The following is a 22172-nucleotide window of genomic DNA, read 5'->3' as shown; positions in this document are numbered from 1 at the left end:
AAAGAGGAATTAGACATGCGTGGACCGGTTGCTCCAAGAGATCCGGAGAAAAAGAGACAGTTTTTTTATCTGATGAAAGACAAGAACGTATTTGCGTTCCCTCTTCCTGATGGAAAGGGTATTACTCCTATCTATCTTGATGGTGGAAGACTTATTGAAGCAAGTAAGTTCGTTGGAAATCTTTCTGATGAAAATCTTATAGATATGCTTAAGACTGCGGAAGGCTTTAAAAAGCTCGTTCACAGCATAGGCGTTATAGTTGATGGATGTGATAAAGATACAGAATGTAAGTTCGTATTCCAGTTCTATGGTAAAAATGATCTTCTTGGCGGTGGAACGCTTCTCGAGATGCCTGTAGAATGTAACGGCTCAGAGCACCTTCTTGATCTGTCTGCCATTGATCTTACTGATGAAGATAAGGAAGTTGGACAGCTTCGCTTTGAATATGGCGCAAACGAATTTACAGCTAATGTAACAGTTAAGCTTTATCTTAATGATGGCTTTGATGCTCCACCTCAGGAAGAGGATACACCTGCTGATCTTACAAGCAAAGAATTCGCAGTCCATGTTAAGGACAGCGTAGTCCAGGTTGGTAACTCTTATAGATTTAATAAGGCAGTTGAAAAGGCAAAGCGCGGCGAAGATACAACGATCGCTTTTATCGGAGGTTCTATCACACAGGGCGCAGGCGCTGTTCCGATCAACACAGAGTGCTATGCTTACAAGACCTATGAAGCTTTCAAGAAGCTCACAGGAAAGGATGAAAATATCCACTATGTAAAAGCCGGAGTTGGCGGTACTCCTTCAGAGCTTGGAATGATCCGTTATGACAGAGATGTAAGGCGTGATGGTCAGGTAGAACCTGATATTGTCATCGTTGAGTTTGCTGTTAACGATGAAGGTGATGAGACTAAGGGCGTATGCTTTGAAAGCCTTATAAGAAAGATCTGGAATGGCGTAAGCAAACCAGCAGTTATAGTTCTTTTCTCCGTATTTGCTAATGATTATAACCTTGAGGAGAGACTTTCACCTGTAGGAAGAGCTTATAATCTTCCTATGGTCAGCCTTAAAAAGTGCGTAACAGACCAGTTCTATAAGACCAAGGATACAGGAAGACTCATTACCAAGGCTCAGTACTTCTACGATGTATTCCATCCGACCAACACAGGTCACAGCGTCATGGCTATGTGCCTTGAACAGGTGATGAAGGATCTGGTAGTAAGTAAGAGCGATGAAGACACTGACTTTGACAAGGTTGTATCACCTATTGGTACAGACTTTGACACAGTAGTCCTTCTTGATAAAAAAGACATGCCAGTTGAAGCTGTTATCGATGCGGGCGATTTCGACAGCACAGATACAGAACTTCAGGCAGTTGAAATGAACATGGATATTAAGGGAACTCCTGAATTTCCAAATAACTGGAGATTTGATGCTAAAAAGCATGGTTCATTTACAAAGCCTTTTACCATGGAGATTGAAGCAAAGCGTCTTCTTATCATCAACAAGGATTCAGGAAGCCCTCTTGAAGGCGTTGCTGAAGTTTATGTTGACGGAGAATTTGTAAGAAGTATCAATCCTTTGGATATCGGTTGGGTACATTGTAATCCGCTTATCATCCTTAATGATAAGGAGTGTAAGAAGAGAAAAGTCGAAGTCAGGATGGCTAAGGGAAGCGAAGAAAAGAGCTTCACGATTCTTGGATTTGGTGTCGTAAGATAAATCATTTCTAAAGATAAGACGTTCTAAGTTGGGGATTTTCCATTATCTGACTGATAATAGGGTATTTTATTCGGGTAAAAAACATAACAGGTAGGGTTACGAAATGAAAAAAAGAATAGTTGGGTTATTACTTGCTATAAATATGGTATGTATAGCCGGATGCAGCGCTGCAAATGACAGCGGCGCAGCATCTTCGGCTCAGGGAGAAAGCTCACAGGAAGCATCAACACAAGCTACTACGGATGCTTCAACTGAAGCTTCAGACTCCAGTGCAGCAGCTTCCACGCAGACATCTGGAAGTACTAACATCTATGAACAGGAATGGTACCAGGAAGCAATAGAAGCAGGTCTTCTTTCGACCGGTACAAATGGAAGGCTGGAGAATGTTGTAAGAAAGCTTCGTGATGGCGAAAAGGTTACCATTGCAATGATCGGCGGTTCTATCACAGAGGGCGGCGGAGTTAAAGATGTTACCAAGTCTTACTGTGATCAGTTCATTACAATGCTTGAGGAAAAGTATCCTGATGCAGAGATAGAATATGTAAATGCCGGCGTTGGCGGAACACCTTCAGCTCTTGGCATCATGCGCTATGACAAAGATGTTACAGCTAATTGCAGCGAAACACCTGATCTTGTAGTTGTAGAGTTTGCTGTTAATGATTATCAGGAGCCTACAGAAGGAAGAGCATATGAAAGTCTTGTAAGACAGATCCTGGAGCAGGATGATAAGACAGCAGTGATGCTTATGTTCGCTGTCTTTAAGACCAAGTGGAATCTCGAAGATCTCTACATTCCTGTAGGTAATCTGTACGGACTTCCTATGGTAAGCGTTAAAGACGGTACTGCAGCAGCATTTGAGTCAGGAGATCTTTCTGATGCTCTGTATTTCAGCGATGAATATCATCCAACAGCTCTTGGTCACAAGATCATGGCTGATACCATGATGAATCTCATCGATGAGATCGACAAGAAAGTAAAGACAGGTACTGCTACTTCCAAGATTGCTCCTGTTCCTGAAACATACTACTATTCACCTGATTTCCTCAATATGAAGCTTGTTACAAGCAAGGATTCAAATGGGGCAAAGGTTAGTACAGGAAGCTTTACTCTGACTGATACAGAGGTGCATCAGTCAGTAAGATGTGATGAAGTTACATTCCCTGACAACTGGTCACATGATGTTAGCGGCAATGATCCGTTTGTTATGGAAGTTAACTGTAAGAATATCCTTCTTGACTATAAAGCAGCTAATAATTCAGAATACGGGGAAGCAGAAGTATATGTAGATGGTGAGCTTATGGCTACCATCGATGCTAATAGAGCTGATGGCTGGAACAATAACAATGTAGAGATCGTTTTTGAAGATACTGAAGTTGCTTCACATAAGCTTGAGATCAAGATGGCAGAGGGCAGTGAAGATAAGAAGTTCACGATCCTTGCACTTGCATACTCAGACGAAGAGATGACATATACCCAGGACAGAAGTGCAAAGGCTGCGGCTTCAGAGCTTGCCGGAACGACAATGCTTGATGTATATGCTGATGCATTTAAACTCGGTGTTGCTCTTCCAAACAACGTATTTAACAATATGACAGCTTTTGATGCTGCAGTTAAGGATAACTTCAACAGTATCACTTGTGAAAACGAGATGAAACCTGAATCACTCCTTGATAAGGATGCATCTGCAAAAGGTCTTCCGGATTCATATTATGAGCCGGCTGTACATTTTGATAACTGCCAGCCAAGTATTGAGTACTGCGAAGAGAATGGCATTCAGATGAGACTTCATACACTTGTATGGCACAGTCAGACTCCAAGATGGTTCTTTACTGAGGACTACACAGACGATGGCGAACTTGTTGACAGAGAGACAATGCTCAAGAGAATGGAGAGCTATATTAAGTCAGTTCTCACATACTTTGAAGAAGAGCATCCCGGACTTATCTATGCAGTAGATGTTGTCAACGAAGCATTCGATGTTGGCGATGGCGATGAGAACGGAATCAGACAGAAGAACAACCTCTGGTATGAAGTTGTTGGACCTGATTATTATGTCAGAGCTTTTGAATATGCTAACAAATATGCATCTGATGAGATGACTCTTTTCTACAATGACTATTCATGTATGTGGAAGGGTGACCTGATACTTGAGAATCTGTCTGAAATTAAGGAAAAAGGCTGGATCGATGGAATCGGAATGCAGTCACATCTTTCAACAAGTGATGATATTGATAAGTTCCTTGAAACAGCAAAATCATTCCTTGAAGCAGGATATGAAGTACAGGGAACAGAGCTTGATATAGGTGTTAAGTCAGACACAGCTGCTGAATATCAGAAACAGGCTGATCTTTATAAGGCATATTTTACAGGCATGCTTGAACTTAAGAACCAGGGATACAATATCACAAGTATCACAGTATGGGGCATAGATGATGCTCATACCTGGAGAACTGGAGAGAATCCGCTTCTGTTTGATAAGGACATGCAGAAAAAAGATGCCTACTATGCAATAATAGAAGATTACGAATCTTGAAGTAATGCATATGATACAGCTTCATTATATGAGCTTTAGTATTTGGATCTTCATATGATCTTTTTGTAAATATATCTTGAGAAAAAATCTTGAGAAAAATATAGAAAATTATTACGAGGAATAGACCGATGCAGAGTTTGAATCCTATTATGAAAACTGATTATCCGGATCCGGATGTTATAAGAGTTGGTAATGCTTATTATATGGTGAGCACAACTATGTATTTTTTCCCGGGATGCGCTATTTTAAGATCTTATGATCTTGTGAACTGGGAGATAGTTAATTATGTTTTTGACAAACTGGAGGATAGCTCTGCTGAGAACCTCGAGAGAGAAGAAAGCATATACGGACATGGAATGTGGGCTCCGACCCTCAGATTCCATAACGGAATATATTATATAGCTTTTTCATCTGTTGATATCAAAAAGACATACTTTTTTACCACAGACGATATTGAAAAGGGCAAGTGGGAGAAACACTATATGGACGGTTTCTTCCATGACTTATCACTTCTTTTTGACGATGACGGAAGGGTATATGTAACTTATGGCAATGGAGATATCTGGATCACAGAGCTTGAGCCTGACCTTTCTGCTATCAAAGAAGGAGGCCTTTCCAAGATCATAATAAGGGATACAGATGATGTATACCTTAGATATGAAGGCTCTCATATCTACAAGATTGACGGTTATTACTATATCTTCCTGATACATTGGCCCAAGAGCGCCGGAATGAGAACACAGGTCGTATACAGAGCAAGCGATCTAAACGGCGAATTCGAAAGAAGAGACCTTGTGATCGATGATATCGGCAATCCCGGAAGAGGCGTAGCCCAAGGCGGAATCGTTGATACTCCTGACGGAAAATGGGTTGCATATCTGTTCCAGGACTGCGGAGCTGTAGGAAGAGTACCTGTGATAGTTCCTCTTACTTTCAAAGACGGCTTCCCATATGTAAGTGATGATCTTAAGATACCTTCTGAGAAGAACATCAAAAAGTTCCTTGAAAAGCAGAATTTGGCTAAAGACCATAAATATGATAAACTATATACTTCGGACGATTTTAAATACGATGTAACCATGACCTCTCATCCTGGTCTTAAAATGCAGTGGCAGTGGAATCATCTTCCTTGTGATTCAGGCTGGAAGATCAAGCATGAAGGCGGTCTTGAGATCAAGAATACCAAGATTGCCACAAATCTTGTTCATGCAAGGAATATGCTTACACAGCGCATGATGATGCCAAAATGCTCTGCTACAGTAACTATCGATGTAAGTGGTATTAAAGACGGAGATGTAGCAGGAATCTGCGCTATGCAGGGATGCTATGGTCTTGTGGGTGTCAGAAATCAGTCCTTCCAGAAAGAGCTTGTTGTTATGGTCAGGAAGAAAGAGGAAGTTGACAGATTTGACAAAAGAATTGATTATATGCCCGGTAATGTCGTATTTTCGCGTATAATAAATACAGACGTCGTTAAGCTGAAGATCTGTGCTGATTTTACCGGTGGTAAGGATACTGCATATTTTTATTATGATGCTGGCGACGGAATGATTGATACAGGGGTAAGTCATAAGCTTTATTTCGGCCTTGATCATTTTACCGGATGCAGATTTGGACTCTTTAATTTTGCTACCAAGCAGCCAGGTGGTAAGGCAGTATTTAACGATTTTGAATATGAAGCTGAAGATTAAGACTGCTGCAGCAGTTTTGTCTTTTGGTCAGAACATGACCTGTGATGTTTAATGTGAATGAACAACGGCATTATCAAAAAGCTCTATTCAATGGGCATAAAACAAAAGATCATATTGTTTTATCTTGTGTGCATTATAATACCTTTATTTGTCGCAGATGAAATAATCGCAGGTATTATATTTAATGCTGAAAAAAAGGAGAGGCAGGGCCTTGATGAAGGCGTTGCCTCTTCGATTGCGTTTATACTTGAATCGGATTTTGGCACGGTCGATGAGATCGCCAAATCTGTCTATATAAGCAGTGGTATATATGATTTCCTTAATACCAGATATGCTTCAGAATATGACTATTACCTTGCTTATAACAATTTCAGAAAGAATTCTACCCTTTGGGATCTTGCAAGTCTTGAACATTGCAAATTCAACTTCTATGCAGATAACAAAACACTTGTTGGCGGCGGCGGTATTCAGAATATCAAAGTGATAGAGAATACCGACTGGTACAAAGACTTTAAAAATTCCGGTCAGAGTAAGCTCTTGTGGATCGGATATTATAAGGATGAGACCAGCAACATAGAAGATAGAAAGCATATATATCTGATACAGGCTCTTGATTATTATCCAAGGCCTTCCAAAGAAAAAATCCTTGTATTTGAGCTGAATTATGATTATCTTGTCAATGAACTTATGAAGATTTCAGGCGTTAATGAAGGTGTTGGCTTTGAAGTCGTAGAAGGCGACAGGATAGTTCTATCCAGTGATCTTTCAGATACTTCCCATGAAGAGTTCAGGATAAGAACTGATGATAAGAATATTGATCACAGCATCGAGACCACTATATATGGCTGCAGGATGAAGATCAATATCCTAAAAAGAGATAATTATATAAAAAGGGCTGTTAATAAGTACTTTTTTATAGTACTTGTACTTGTTGCCTTTAGTTTTATACTTCCTTTGCTTGGCATGATCTTTATAAAGAATATATTTACCAATAGGCTCATAAGGCTTAGTAACACCGTTAAAGGCTACAATGATGAACATCTTGAGCTTGCAACAGATACAGAAGGAAGCGATGAGATATCACTTCTTGCAAGGAACTATAATACTATGGCAAGAAGGATCAATTATCTTATAGACACAGTCTATAAACATCAGCTTAGAGAGAGTGAATCCATCATGGCAAGGCAGAAAGCTGAGCTTCTTGCGCTTCAAAGTCAGATCAATCCTCATTTTCTATTTAACGCTCTTGAAAGTATCAGGATGCACAGCATCATCAAGCATGAGCAGGAGACTGCCCGCATGATAGAGAACCTTGCTGTTATTCAGAGACAGTATGTGGAATGGGACTCTGATATAGTCAAGATCAAAGATGAGATGAACTTTGTAAAAGCTTATCTGGATATTCAAAGCTATAGATTTGGTGACAGGCTATCCTATTCAATTGATATAGAAGATGAAGCATATGGTTATGATATTCCTAAGCTATCGATAGTTACATTTGTAGAAAATGCCTGTATTCATGGAGTTGAACCCAAGGCATCCAAATGCTGGATATTCGTACGTTCATATGTCAAAAATGACAGTTTATACATAGAGATAGAAGATACCGGAATAGGAATGGATGAAGAAGAGCTTGGCCAGCTTGTAGATAAGATGAACAATGCAAGTATAGAGCTTTTGAAAAAGGGTACCAGAGTAGGCATCATCAATGCCTGCCTCAGGCTCAAGATGTATTCTAAAGATAAGATAAAGTTTGAAGTATCTTCAGAAGAAGCTGTCGGAACTATAGTTACTATCAAAATGAAGCTGATATAGGAGATAATAGTAAGCTGATCCTTAGAATAATAGTCAGACGTAAAATATAGATGTCGGTTCTAAAGACATAGGGAAAAAGACATAGGGAAAAAGACATAAGAAAAAGACATAAGAAAAAGATATAAGAACATAGACAGGTACAGGTGGATAATGTTAAAGGCAATAATAGTAGATGATGAACCGCATATAGTACAGGGACTCAAGGCTCTTATTGATTGGAAAAGTGAAGGTTATAATATCGTAGCTTCTTTTTCCAATGGGAAGGAGGCTCTTGAGTATCTTAAGAATAACAAGGTTGATCTTATCATGGCAGATATCAAGATGCCGGTCATGACGGGGCTTGATCTTCTCAAAGAGATACGAGACAGTAAGGTAAGTGATGCAGCTTTTGTCATAAGCAGCGGCTTTGCAGACTTTTCTTATGCTCAGACAGCTATCAAATATGACTGTAAGAGATATATTCTAAAGCCTGTAGATGCAGATGCTCTTCTGGAGATCCTTAGGGAGGTCAAAGAAGAGAATCATGCAGAAGATAAAATCCCTGTAAGTAAAGAGATGGAAGATGCCTATTTTGAGAGGAATCTTATAGGAGTCATCAAGGGCAAATACGATGATGTGATCCTGGAAAGAGTTCTTGATAAGATAAGGAATGATGATGAGATCAGGTATATAGAGATTCAGGCTGAAGATAACAATCAAATCGATGAAGAAGATGATGATTCTGAGAAACTGACGATGCAGAGGAAGATATACGAGGCTGCAAAGGTCTTTCTTGGAGAGAATGAGTACAATGCAGTCCTTGATCCCTCGGGTCATGACAAGATATTTGATGTAGGATTTATATTTACAAGAGATCTTGCGGGCAAGATGGGTATAAGTGAAGAAGAGTATTTTGATAAGCTCCATGACTATCTGAGCGATTATGCAGGAGTTAATGTGATCTTATTTATAGGCAAAAAGGTAAAGGGACTTAAAAATACCTCCAAATCATACGGAACAGCCTGCAGACTCAGATATCTCAAGGGTTTTAGAGAAAAACAGAGTATTTACAATTACGATGATAATGATATAAAAGATAATAATGACAGAGTTTTTATCTTAAAGGATTCAATTGATAATTTCATCCGCTCTGTAGAAGACAATAATAAAGACAGGATACTTGAGACTATTGAAAAACTCTTTGAAGACATGATGGCGTCAGGAGCAGGATCCTTTATTGATATCAATATCAATTATATAGTTTTTCAGCTTATCAATCTTGCTGCCAAGCAGGATGATGATATCAATCAGGAAGAGATCCTCAGGATCATCAGTGAGAAGACCTTTGAAAATGGCGTTCTAAGGGGCAGCAAAGAGCACCTTAAGCAGTTTGCCTTAGAATATGCTGATTATCTCTCTCAGCTTCGTAAGAACGTCAGTAAGGGCGCTCTTTCGGATGTGGAAAGGGAGATCAAATATAATTATATGAGCAACCTGACCCTGAAAGGACTCGGAGATAAGTATTATATTAACAGTGCATACCTGGGCCAGATCTTCCATAGAAAATATGGATGTTCTTTCAAGGACTATCTGAACAATTACAGACTTGAGAAGGCAGTAGAGCTTCTTTTGAATTCTGATATGAAGGTCTATGAGATCGCAAGCAGTGTCGGATATAGAGATGTAGATTATTTTGTCAACAAATTCATAGCACTTAAGGGTTGTACTCCTGCCAAATTCAGGAAACAGGATAAAGGCAGTGTATAGGTCCAAGGAATATAGATCATATGAATAGGAATAGAGTGATATCATCAGCTATTATAGTGATTTTGGTGATAGTGATGATAGGCGGTAACAGTTTTTTCTTTGGTGTAAAAAAGGATATTAATATATTTTCAGCCTTTTTTGCAGTGCCGGGTGAAGAACTTAGTAAGGACAATGACATAAGGAATATCATAGCAGATAAGACAGGTACTATGGTATTAGAGACCTGGCTTCATGGTCAGTCTGCTCAGGATGCTGTTGCAATGTATATAGCATCAGGAGAGTATCCTGATTTTATTGATGCTGGAGACTCTTCATGGATATTATATGAAGCAGGAGCACTTGTTCCTCTTGATGATTATATTGACAAGTATCCCAATATAAAGGCTTATTATTCCAAAGAGGAGTGGGATCTTTTAAGGCAGGATGATGGGCATATCTACTGGATCCCGCAGTTCAATAATATAAAGGGAGAAGATACCTCTTGTACACATAAAGATGAAGCCTTCTGGATCCAGACAAGAGTTCTTAAGTGGGCAGGATATCCGGAAGTCAGAACACTGGATCAGTATTTCGACCTTCTTGAAGCTTATTATGAGGCCAATCCTACCATGGAAGATGGATCTGAAAATATTCCATATACTATTTTGTGCGAAGACTGGAGATATTTCTGCCTAGAGAATGCTCCGCAGTTTCTGGACGGATATCCCAATGACGGATCTGTTATCGTAGATCCGGATACTCTTAAAGTTATAGATTATAATACTACTCCAACTGCTAAGGCATATTTTAAAAAGCTTAATGAGGAGTTTCATAAAGGTATAGTTGATCCTCAGTCATTTACACAGACTTATGATGAATATATTGCCAAGTTATCTACAGGAAGAGTCCTTGGAATGGTAGACCAGTGGTGGGACTTCGCTTATACAGTGCATGACTGCCTGATCCAATCAGGACTTGCAGATAAGGGCTGTGAATATGTGCCGCTTCCTATTACGATATCAGAAGATATACATAATCAGTGGCATAACTGTGGAGGCTCTATGAATGTTGCCAGTGGACTTGCCATTACTACAAGCTGCAAGGACGTAGATGGTGCACTTTCATTTGTTAATGACCTTTTGGATCAGGATATACATAATCTAAGATTCTGGGGAGTTTCTGGCACAGACTATGAAATAGATAAAGACGGTGTGTTCTACAGAACTAATGATCAGAGAATGAACCTTGTAAGTACATCATATAAGCTGTCTCATATGTGCAATTATGCATATTTTCCGCACTGGAACGGTATGAGTGATGATGGCATCAACTCTAACCTCCCTACAGATCAGCCCGGAGAATATTACGACAGTCTTAGTGAACAGGTAAAAGAGTGCCTGTCTGCTTACGGCGCTAGAAACTATGTAGACATGCTTGGAACCAACGAATCCCCGGGCCCTTGGTACCCCATGTTCTCATATTCCAACAGTATGACCAATGCAACCAGCGGAGGCCTTGCCTGGAATCTCATGGGTCAGGTCAAGCACGAGTACCTGCCGCAGGTTGTAATGTCTGACGACTTTGAAGCGATGTGGAAAAAATACATGAAAGCCTATAAACGCTGTAACCCTCAGGATTTCCTTGATGAAATGCAGGAAGAACTGGACAGAAGAGTTGGTAAGTAGTAGAAATGCTCAGATCAAACATCTCACCTTATAAAAAAAGGGGCTGTCGCACTAAGTAATTAGTGCTCAGCTCCCTTTTTATGCCCAAAACACAAAAACCAAGCTTCGAAAAGCCTGGTTTTTGCTGTAAAATATGTTTATGCGACTAAACCAAATCTTACAAGGAGATTATACAGTATCTTCCTTGTATCATCAAATCAAACTTCCGCTAGACATAGAAATATCTATTCCATCTGATGATCCGGTACGCCTGGTTAGTGCATTTGTGGAGGAGATGAATCTTTCTGATCTTTATGAGACTTATGACAGAATCAGAAAGAGTCAGGCCTCACCGCGTCAGATGCTTAAGATTGTTATCTATGCAGCAATGAACAGAATCTATTCCAGTCGTGATATTGAATCATCCTGCAAAAGAGATATCAATTTCATGTATCTTCTTGAAGGGGCACCCGCACCCGATCATTCTACATTAGCAAGATTTATTTCCCTACATCTCTCACAATGTTCAAAGTCTGTAATGTCGCAGGTTGGAACTATACTTCTGGATCTTGGAGAGATATCAGGTGAGAATATATTTATCGATGGAACAAAGATTGAATCTGTTGCCAACAAATATACTTTTGTATGGAAAAAAGCCGTGACCAAGAACATGGCTAAACTTGCAGAGAAAATCTGTATGTTCTGTGCGGAATGCGAAGAACTCTATGATTTTAAGGTTGTATATAAAGACCAGATATCACTTCGCACTTTGAAACGATTAAGAAAGAAGCTTTACAAGATCAAAAAAGATGAGGCTATCGAGTTTGTACATGGCATTGGTAAAAGGAAAACAATGCTTCAACGCTCAATCGAAAAACTTGAAGAATATACAGAAAAGCTTAAAGAATACACAAACAAGCTTTATAAATGTGGCAGACGAAATAGCTATTCTAAAACGGATAACGATGCCACTTTCATGAGAATGAAAGAAGACGCTATGCTTAATGGTCAGCTTAAGCCTGCATACAACCTGCAGCATGGTGTTGATGCAGAATATGTAACCTGGCTCGGCATTTACCCGAATCCAACAGATACTCTTACTCTGATACCTTTCCTAAAAGATATGGAAGAACATCTTCCCTTCAAATATAAAAATATAGTTGCTGATGCCGGTTATGAAAGTGAAGAGAATTATGTTTTCATTGAAAACAACGATCAGACCGGATATATAAAACCACAGAATTATGAACTGTCAAAAACAAGAAAGTTCAAAAAAGATATCAGTAAACGAGAAAACATGGACTATGATTCTGAAACTGACAGTTATACTTGCAAGAATGGAAAAAAGCTATTAGCTGTATCCAAAAGAAAACAAAAGACAGCGACCGATTACCAACGTGAAGTAACAATATATGAGTGTGAAAGTTGCCATGAATGCCCATTCAAGAAAGACTGCATAAAAGGCAATAATTGTAAAACTCCATTTGAAGATAGGAAAAAGGTTCTTTCTGTATCAAGAAAAATGGAAGAAAAACGTGCAGAATGTCTTGAACGAATAACTAGTGATTATGGAACACAGCTACGAATGAACCGTAGCATACAAGCAGAAGGTTCGTTTGCAAACGTGAAAGAAGATATGAATTTCAGACGATACCTTTATAAAGGAAGTGAGAATGTTCTGGCACAGAGTACACTTTTGGCAATAGCTTTTGACATCAACAAACTCCACCATAAGATTATGTCCGAGCGAACCGGAACACATCTATTTGAACTGAAAAAAGTGTCATAAATTTTGAATTTTAAAATAAAAAATTTGTATCAGCGTCGATAATTCAATCGGCTTATTAAAGTACACCCAAAGATAGAGTATATAAAAAATATATAGTAAAAAAGCCGTTTTTAAGGCATGAAAAAGGGGCCTCGCCCAGATGATCAAATCATCTAGTGCGACAGCCCCTTTTTAGTTAAAGTCTGTGAAGCGGGTCATGCTTTCGTCTGTAATCGCTTGGAGTACACTTGTTGACCTGTCTGAAGATTCTGTTGAAAGTTGATATACTTGCAAATCCAACAGCAAGTGATACTTCTGTTATGGACAGATCAGGTCTTGCGAGAAGATCGGATGCAGCCTTGATCCTTCTATGAGTCAGATACTCGTTAAAAGTAAAGTTTGTATACTGTTTGAAAAGTCTTGAGAAGTGGAACTTGCTAAATCCGGCCTTGTAAGCGATGGATTCAAGACACAGATTCTCCATATAATGCTCATCGATATATTCAAGTACTTCGTTGAACTTATCAATGTATTCTTTTTGCTTGTAGATCCTGGTACTGGACAGCTTCATCGCTGAGATCCTGTACTTGCCGATAAGAGAGAAGAGCTCAAGGAGCTTTGAATATATCACGATATCTGCAAAATCACTATCTGAGAAATACTCTGTTCTCATCTGGATGAACAGGTCATATATGTCGTCATATACAGGAAGATAATCTTCCTTGTTTATAACTATCGGCTTACCCAGAATAGTACTGATAGAGGTGAAGCCGTTTAATTTCTCAAGGAAATGAAGATCGAAGAGAAATACGAATCTTGCGCCTGTCTCCGGAGCATGTATTGAATGCAGTGAACCGGAAGGAATGAACAGTATCTCACCTGGATTTACATGAAAAGTCTCCTCTGAGATAGTAACATCATACCATCCTTCAACCGGCATGATGATCTCTATAGCATTGTGCCAGTGAGTCTCATAATCATCGTTTTGATCATTGTACCAGATCCTAAGAGTAGAATCGTTTAGATATTGAACGATCTCCTGATTCTTATTGAGTTTTCTGGTACTGAAGTCCTTATTTATAACATTTATTCCGGAATTTAACTTCTGAACTGCTAAAGCCATAAAATCCCCCTCAAACCCGTGTTTTTACCTAATACCTCATCAGTAAAATACATAATACCATGTAGAATTATAGAAAAAAACATGAGAAATTATTGTATTTTGTCAGAGAAACTATGACACTTTCGGTTCGTAATATCAACAAAATTATTGCTTTTTAAAGTAAGCAAATTCTGAATACGATAGCGCAATATCTGGCAAGTTTAGACACCATCAGGAACTTATAATTGTTGTACATGCTAGAAAAATAGCGATTTTGGCTAAAAATAGCAACAATTGATAAATCATCTGAATGGAACAGGATTGATTTTTGTATCTGCTATCAGGAAGATGATTTGTTTATTTCGAAAAGAGAGGAATTATTATGAAAGCAGTTGCAACAAACCCGATTCTTTCGGGCTTTTATCCTGATCCATCTATTGTCAGGGCGGGGGATGATTATTATATTCTAAATTCATCTTTTGCGTATTTTCCCGGTCTTCCGATAATGCATAGCAAGGATCTTGCCAACTGGCATCAGATCAGTAATGTACTGGTTGATGACAAGTCACTTCCGCTTGATGATACCAGACTTTCACAGGGACTTTTCGCTCCTACAATAAGGTATCATGAGGGAAAATTCTATGTTGTATGCACCAATATCTCACACGGAGGCAATTTCATCGTAACAGCAGATGATATTAATGGTCCCTGGTCTGAGCCTATATACATTAAGGGTGCAGACGGAATAGATCCTAGTATCTTCTTTGATGAGGACGGAAAGTGCTACTATATCGGAACTCATCCCAATCCTGAAGGAGAGAAGTTCTTTGGTAATTATCACATCTATATTGGAGAGCTTGATAAGGAGACATTCCAGTTCGCATCTGAAAAGACAGACGTTTGGAATGGTTCAATGAAGGATATTCAGTGGCCTGAAGGACCCCACCTTTATAAAAAGGATGATTATTACTACATCATGCATGCTGAAGGCGGTACAGGACCTAACCACTGTGAAGCAATCTGCAGAAGTAAATCTCTTTTCGGACCTTATGAGAACAATCTGAACAATCCTATCATCACTCACAGGGATATGGGAAGCAAATATCCTGTTCAGTATGTTGGACATGCTGATCTGGTTGAGACTCCTGAAGGCGGCTGGTTCATGGTAATGCTTGGCGTAAGACGTACAGAGGGCTTTACTACTATCGGAAGAGAGACCTTCATTGCAAAGGTTATCTGGGAAGACGGATGGCCGGTTGTTAACCCTGGTATAGCAAAGCTTACACAGACACTTGAAACAGGACTTGAAGAAGTAAAGTGGGAAGATGATGTTAAAAATAACAGAGATTACAAGTTCGCTTCTATGAAAGAGATAGGACCTGAGTTCCTGACTCTTAGAAACGAACAGGAAGGAAGATACACTCTTTCATCTGAGGGTCTGGTGATCAAAGCGTCAAAGCTTCCTGTTACAGAAGTTTCCAATCCTTCATATCTTGGAATGAGAGTTCAGAATCATGCATTTAAAGCTACGGCTACTGTAAAACATGACGCAGCTGATGCAGTGACTAAAGGACTTGTTCTTATGCAGAACGAAGACTTCTCTTTAAGAGTTGAAGCAAGTGGAGATAAAGTATCAGCGATTTTCAGGCAGGATCAGAAAGACAAAGAACTCGCATCTGTAAGTGCTGCAGCAGAGTCTCTTGTCACATTCGTGATAGAAGCAGATGGACTTAAGGCACGCGCCGGTGTGATCCTTGGAGATAAAGAAGAAATGTTCGATGAAGTTGACATAAGAGCTCTTTCTACAGAGATCGCGGGAGGCTTTGTCGGATGCACTATCGGAATGTATGCTTCTGATGATAGTGGCAAAGATCTTGAAAACAGTGCTGTATTTACTAATTTTAAATACGAAGCATGATATTTGAGAATGAACCGGTTTGAATAGAATCGAAAATATTAGAATTCACGTGTTTCTTATTAAAATGCACGAGATACGAGGTTTGTTATGAACTATAAAATTGATAACGAAAGCAGACTTGTTTTTTATTACTCTTCAAAAACACTTCGCGGTGTTAAGAGAGTGATGGATAAGGTGGCTGAAGATGTTAACAAGGTTTTCGGTATCACGCCTGAGTTCTCTGAAACAGAATCATTTACTGATATAGATGATAATGATTCAAATAGTATATATGTTGGAACTTTGGGAGTATCTTCTGATCTTCCTCTTACAAGCGAAGAGCTGGATACCTTGAAAGGTAGAAAAGAAGCTTATGCTTTTCTTCTTAAGGAAGTTCCGGGGCAGGATAAGCCTGCACTTGTGATAGCAGGAAGTGATAAAAGAGGTACTATCTATGGCCTTTTCCACCTATCAGAGCTTATGGGCGTATCCCCATGGGTTAATATGGCAGATGTAAGACCTGCAAAGAAGACTGAACTTGTTATCACAGATGCTGATGAACTTATTTCAAGACAGCCTTCAGTTAAATACAGAGGTCTTTTCATTAATGACGAATGGCCATCATTTGGTACCTGGACAATGAAGCACTATGGCGGATTTACAGCCCAGATGTACGATAATGTCTTTGAACTTATCCTTCGTCTTAAGGGTAACTACCTCTGGCCTGCAATGTGGACTTCAAATTTCTCACTTGATGGTCCCGGACTTAAGAGCGCAGAGCTTGCTGATGAATACGGAATCGTAATGAGTAACTCTCACCACGAGCCATGTTCAAGACATAGTGAAGAGTGGGACCTTGTAAGAGGTGAAGATTCCAAGTACGGCAACGCCTGGAACTTTGACAAGAATAAAGAAGGTCTTACTAACTACTGGAGAGATGGCCTTAAGAGAAATGCTCCATTTGAGAACATCATCACTGTTGGTATGAGAGGCGAAAGAGACAGCGAGGTTCTTGGACGTGAGGCTACATTAAAAGAGAACATCGATTATCTTAAAGAAGTAATCCTTACTCAGAAAGAACTCATCAAAGAGGTATATGGCGATAATGCAGATGAGATCCCGATGATGCTTGCTATATATAAGGAAGTTGAGAAGTACTACTTCGGTGATGTAAATACTGAAGGACTTCGAAGCTGGGACGGTCTTGACGGCATAACTCTTATGCTTTGCGAAGACAACCAGGGCAATATGAGAAGACTTCCTGAAGACGGCGAAACACATAACGGCGGTTTTGGAATGTACTATCACTTCGATTATCATGGTGATCCTGTTTCTTATGAATGGGTCAACAGCACATATATACCAAAAGTATGTGAGCAGATGAGTGAAGCATATGACAAGGGCGTAAGAGATATCTGGATCGTAAATGTTGGCGATCTTAAGCCTCAGGAATTCCCGCTTTCATATTTCTTCGAGCTTGCTTATGACTATGAAAAGTGGAGCGTTCATTCTGAAAAGCCTTATATCAGATTCCTTGACTACTGGACAAGACAGCAGTTTGGCGGATATCTTCCGGAGAATGAGCTTGCAAGAATTCAGACTCTTCTTGATGAATATACATATCTTAGCAGCATAAGAAAACCTGAGTGTCTGTATCCTGGTACGCTTCACAATTTCAACTATGGAGAAGCGGATCGTATATATAAGAAGGCAAAAGAAATAAGGCAAAGCTGCGATGAGCTTGAGATGTATATCCTTGCTAACAGGCTTAAAGTTATAGATTCAGCTTTGTTTGAACTTGTAACTTTCCCTGCCAAAGTAATAGCTAATCATTATGAAATGAACATAGCTGCAGAAAAGAACAGAGTTTGTGCAAAACAGGGAAGAGTTACAGCTAACTTCTATGCAGAGGAAGTTGAGAGGTGCCACAGAATTGAGAAGAATCTCATCAGCACATATCACTCTATTGAAAGCGGCAAGTGGGATGGAATGATGCTTTCACAGCATACAGGTTTCAGATACTGGAACGAAGAAGAGAATATGTATCCTTCAAGATCATATATCTGGCCTGCAGATAAGCACAGAATGATAGTTACGGTTCCTCTTACTGGTGCATATTCAATGGGAGGAGACTGGACCAGAAAACCTCTTTTCTTATATGAATACATTAAACCTGAAGTAAACTCTCAGACATTCCTTATCGAGAATGGCGGCAACGCTGAACTTGAATATAAGATCGAATCAAATGATGAATGGATAAGTGTGGAGGATTCTGAAGGAAAACTTCCAGTCTTTGAGCAGATCGACGAAAAGATCAGCGAAAAAGAGATCACTGTAACAATAGACAGAGATAAGCTTGAGAGTCTTATCAAAGCTGATTCTTCTAATAAAGATGATCTTAAAGTCATCCGCAAGGGTGATACTTATTATGTAAGCGGAAGTCTTCTGATATCATCCGCTAACAAGAAAGTTACAGTTGTTGTACTTGTTGCTTGTTACAGTGAAAAAGACAGAAAGCTCAGCCATATGGTTCCTGTTGTTCCTGATGAATGGGTAGGATTTATAAATGCAAAAGACTTCCCGTCAGCATTTGCTGAGGTAAGAGAACCTGCCAACACTGGCGATTCAATAGGACTTGCCATTGAAGCTGATGAATATGACGAGCTTAATGATGACAAGGATAGAGAACTTAAGGTTATAAGCCCGCTTGGAAAGTACAGATGCGGTGTAAAGGCGCTTGGAAATGGAAAAGCTTCAAAAACCGATGTTTCTTATCTTATAAGATGTGTTGAAGAAGGTGATTATGAACTGACCTTTATCATTGCTCCTTCCAATCCTATTACAAAGGATAATACCTTAAGACTTGGAATTACCTGGGATGGCAAGAGATACGAACTTAATCTTATAGGAAAAGAGTTCGTTGGAGGAGATAATTCCAATTACCTTTGGTCAAAAGATATATTCGCCGGAGAACACAGGGCAAGTATAACAGTTCCTTGCAAGATCGGAACAGGCAGACTGGATGTTGATTTTATTGATGAAGGAATTGTTCTTGAAAGAATCCTTGTAAAGCATGCAAAGAGCAAATGGCACAAAGGTTTTCTGGGTCCAAAAGCAATAAGTGAATAATGATTTGTCACTTTGACGAATGGAATGCGGCTTGCCTTGAACGGTATTGTGTAGGATGGCAAATCATAGCAATGTGTGAAAAGGTAGTCGCAATAAATAGGAAGTTTGAGTAACTGCTTGAAAGTATAATTTAATTATGAAATCTAATGCAGGAGATAGGTATATGAAAAGTTGGAAGAAAGGCCTGGCAATCGGGGCTGTAGCGGTTCTGGCAATAGTAGGCATCGCTGCATTGTTTCTGACAAAGAGGGTCGAAAACTTTAGGGACAAGTACGAAGGAGTTGACCTCACTCAGGAAGTTGAAGGTATGGAACGAACAGGTGGCTATACCGGATATCTCTTAGAGCATGAGGGAGTCAAAGATTCCGAAAAGGACATTGACATTGATCTTTCTGCTTATGAAGCAGAGGGTGATGTTAAGTTCGAGGCAAGCTATGAAGGTGAGAGTAATGTTCTTTATACAGATCTTAACTCAAAAGTTACTTTCAAAGTAAATGCTCCGGAAGAAGGATTCTACAATCTTTACCTTGAGTACTATCTCCCTGAATCAAGAGGTGTTGCTGCTGAAAGAGCAGTATACATCAACGGAGAACTCCCGTTCGATGATGCCATCAATATTTCTTTTTCAAGAGTATGGGTTGATGGTGGAGACAAGAGAGTTGATAACCAGGGTAACGAAATAAGACCTAAGCAGGTTGAAGAGTACTGCTGGCAGAGTGCTTATTTCAGAGATAAGCTTGGTTACATCGCAGAACCATACAAGTTCTACCTTAACAAAGGTGAGAACGAAGTAATGATCGAAGCAGTCAATGAGCCGATGGCAATCAAGAACCTGAAGTTCACAAGCGTATTCGAACTTGCAACATATGAAGAGTACACAGCTGCTAATTCAAGTAACAGTGCAAATCAGTCTGAAGGATACACACAGATAGTTCAGGGTGAAGAGTCAGCCAGAAGATCAGAGTCATCACTTTATGCAAAGTATGACAGATCTTCACCATCTACTCAGCCAATGTCACTTAAGCATACAGTTCTCAACTATGTTGGCGGTGAGGCATGGAGCACAAACGGACAGTGGATCGAATGGGATGTTACTGTTGAAGAAGATGGTTTTTACAATCTTACTGTAAAAGGTAGACAGAACTATTCAAGAGGTAATGTATCTAACAGAACACTCTACATTGATGGAGAGATTCCTTTTAAGGAAGTGGAAGAGATTTCCTTCCCTTATACAAATAACTGGGATCTGATCACTCTTTCAGATGAGAATGGCAATCCTTATAATTTCTATCTTACAAAAGGAACACACACAATAAGACTTGAAGCTTCTCTTGGAGAGCTTGGAACTATTCTTGAAGAGATCGAGGATTCTACTTACAGACTGAATCAGATTTATCGTAAGATTCTCGTTTACACAGGCGCTTCACCTGACCAGTACAGAGACTATCATGTTGAGACAACATATCCTGAAGTTATGAAGGCTATGGAACTTGAGTCAAAGAGACTCTATAAGATAGTTGATGACATGGTTGACTATTCAGGTCAGAAAGCTGACTCAATTGCAACAGCTCAGACTATTGCACAGCAGCTTGAAAGATTCTGTGAGAAGCCAAACAAGATAACAACAGAGTTTACTACTTTCAAAGATAATATCACATCACTTGGTACATCTACTCTTAATCTGAGTATGACTAAGCTTGATATTGACTATATTGAAGTAACAGCTGCAGGAACAGCGCCTAAGAAGGATACAGAAAGTGCTCTTGACCGAATCGGACATGAGATCAAGTCTTTCGTAATTTCTTTCTTCGTTGATTACAACGCAGTCGGTGATGTTTATGGTGATGGCGATGATGTAGTTAAGGTATGGGTACTTACAGGTAGAGATCAGGGTACAATCCTTAAGTCCATGATCGATGAAGATTTTACTACAAGTACCGGAATTAAAGTTAACGTAGAAATCGTTGATGCGGGCGCTCTTCAAAGTGCAGTTATTGCAGGAAGAGGACCTAACGTAGTTCTTTCAATAGGTGCAGATCAGCCTGTTAACTACGCACTCCGTGGTGCAGCTGAAGATATCACTCAGTTCCCTGATTATCAGGAAGTGCTTGCGAACTATTCAGAAAGTTCATATGAGCAGATAAGCCTTGATGGTCACATTTATGGTATTCCTGAGACACAGACTTTCAACGTTATGTTCTATAGAAAAGACGTTATGGAAGAACTTGGTCTTGAGATTCCAAACACTTGGGACGAGCTTATAGCTGAGATGCCTACTATTCAGGGTAAAAACCTTTCAGTTGGTATACCTAGTGCAGCAGGTTCATCTTCATCAGCTCAGGCTACAACAACTATCATGTCAGCATCAGCCGATCTGTCTATGTACTTCTCACTTCTGTTCCAGTATGGAGGAGATGTTTATAACGAAGCAGGTAACAAGACAACAGTTGATACTGAGGCAGGAATCAAAGCATTTGAAGATTATGTAAGGTATTTCAATGATTATGGTATACCTACTGTTTATGACTTTGTTTCAAGATTCCGTTCCGGTGAGATGCCAATTGGTATTGCACCATATTCAACATACAACACTCTGATGGTATCAGCTCCTGAAATAAGAGGTCTTTGGGACTTCACACTTATTCCTGGAACAGTTCGTACTAATGAAGATGGTACCACATATATCGATCGTTCAGACTTTATATCAGGTGCTGCAACAATGATGATCAAGACAGAAGATGAGCAGCTTCGTCAGATGTCATGGGAATTCATGAAGTGGTGGGCACAGCCTGAAACTCAGGTAACATTCGGTCGAGAGATTGAAGCTCTTCTCGGAGCATCTGCAAGATATGCAACTGCTAACAGAGAGGCATTCTCAAATCTTTCCTGGAGTGCAGATGATATTGAAGTTCTGAATGCACAGTGGGATCAGACAAGAGGTATCAGAGAAGTTCCTGGTGGATATTACACAGGTAGACATATCTCTAACGCAATACGTAAGGTATTTAACGAAAAGGTAGATTCACGAGAAACCATAATCGACTACTCCATCAAGATTGATGATGAGTTGACCAAGAAGAGAAAAGAATTTGGTCTGCCGGTTTATGGGGAATGAGAGAAGACGGT

The 22172-nt window shown here is 39.6% G+C and carries 11 protein-coding genes; 10 read left to right on the top strand and 1 reads right to left on the bottom strand.

The window, feature by feature from the left end; all coding sequences use genetic code 11:
• Positions 1-15: 15 nt before the first annotated feature.
• From WAA20_RS11230 to WAA20_RS11200, 7 genes are all read left to right on the top strand, one after another.
• A complete protein-coding gene (locus tag WAA20_RS11230; RefSeq protein ID WP_073386024.1) occupies positions 16-1722 on the top strand; it encodes a GDSL-type esterase/lipase family protein in 1707 nt (568 codons plus the stop codon).
• A gap of 103 nt (positions 1723-1825) precedes the next feature.
• Positions 1826-4255, top strand: a complete 2430-nt coding sequence (locus WAA20_RS11225; RefSeq protein ID WP_073386026.1) for an endo-1,4-beta-xylanase — start codon at positions 1826-1828, stop codon at positions 4253-4255.
• 149 nt (positions 4256-4404) lie between these two features.
• On the top strand, positions 4405-5946 hold the full coding sequence (locus WAA20_RS11220; protein WP_338800994.1) for a family 43 glycosylhydrolase: 1542 nt from the start codon (positions 4405-4407) through the stop codon (positions 5944-5946).
• Positions 5947-6003: 57 nt separating this feature from the next.
• Positions 6004-7761, top strand: a complete 1758-nt coding sequence (locus WAA20_RS11215) for a histidine kinase (RefSeq protein ID WP_073386029.1) — start codon at positions 6004-6006, stop codon at positions 7759-7761.
• A 150-nt stretch (positions 7762-7911) separates the two neighbouring features.
• Positions 7912-9507, top strand: a complete 1596-nt coding sequence (locus WAA20_RS11210; protein ID WP_073386030.1) for a response regulator — start codon at positions 7912-7914, stop codon at positions 9505-9507.
• 74 nt (positions 9508-9581) lie between these two features.
• Entirely contained in the window at positions 9582-11171 is a 1590-nt protein-coding gene (locus WAA20_RS11205) for an extracellular solute-binding protein (protein ID WP_242951148.1), read from the top strand.
• A gap of 139 nt (positions 11172-11310) precedes the next feature.
• Positions 11311-12939: an IS1182 family transposase gene (locus tag WAA20_RS11200; RefSeq protein WP_073386038.1), complete on the top strand. Its 1629-nt coding sequence runs from the start codon at positions 11311-11313 to the stop codon at positions 12937-12939.
• A gap of 175 nt (positions 12940-13114) precedes the next feature.
• On the opposite strand, the gene WAA20_RS11195 is transcribed toward WAA20_RS11200, so the two are convergent.
• On the bottom strand, positions 13115-14041 hold the full coding sequence (locus tag WAA20_RS11195) for a helix-turn-helix domain-containing protein (RefSeq protein WP_073390178.1): 927 nt from the start codon (positions 14039-14041) through the stop codon (positions 13115-13117).
• A 361-nt stretch (positions 14042-14402) separates the two neighbouring features.
• Here WAA20_RS11195 and WAA20_RS11190 point away from each other — a divergent pair, with 361 nt between their 5' ends.
• The 3 genes from WAA20_RS11190 (at position 14403) to WAA20_RS11180 (ending at position 22161) form a co-directional block, all read left to right on the top strand.
• Positions 14403-15938 carry a glycoside hydrolase family 43 protein gene (locus tag WAA20_RS11190; RefSeq protein ID WP_073390180.1) on the top strand — a complete coding sequence of 512 codons (1536 nt, stop codon included), beginning with the start codon at positions 14403-14405 and terminating at the stop codon, positions 15936-15938.
• A gap of 87 nt (positions 15939-16025) precedes the next feature.
• On the top strand, positions 16026-19046 hold the full coding sequence (locus WAA20_RS11185) for a glycosyl hydrolase 115 family protein (RefSeq protein WP_073390181.1): 3021 nt from the start codon (positions 16026-16028) through the stop codon (positions 19044-19046).
• A 163-nt stretch (positions 19047-19209) separates the two neighbouring features.
• Positions 19210-22161 carry an extracellular solute-binding protein gene (locus WAA20_RS11180; protein ID WP_073390183.1) on the top strand — a complete coding sequence of 984 codons (2952 nt, stop codon included), beginning with the start codon at positions 19210-19212 and terminating at the stop codon, positions 22159-22161.
• Positions 22162-22172: the final 11 nt, after the last annotated feature.

The organism is Butyrivibrio fibrisolvens (assembly GCF_037113525.1).
Classification (GTDB): Bacteria; Bacillota; Clostridia; order Lachnospirales; family Lachnospiraceae; genus Butyrivibrio; species Butyrivibrio fibrisolvens.
The sequence above is the reverse complement of the archived record's forward strand: the minus strand, read 5'-3'. Positions and strand labels throughout refer to the sequence as shown.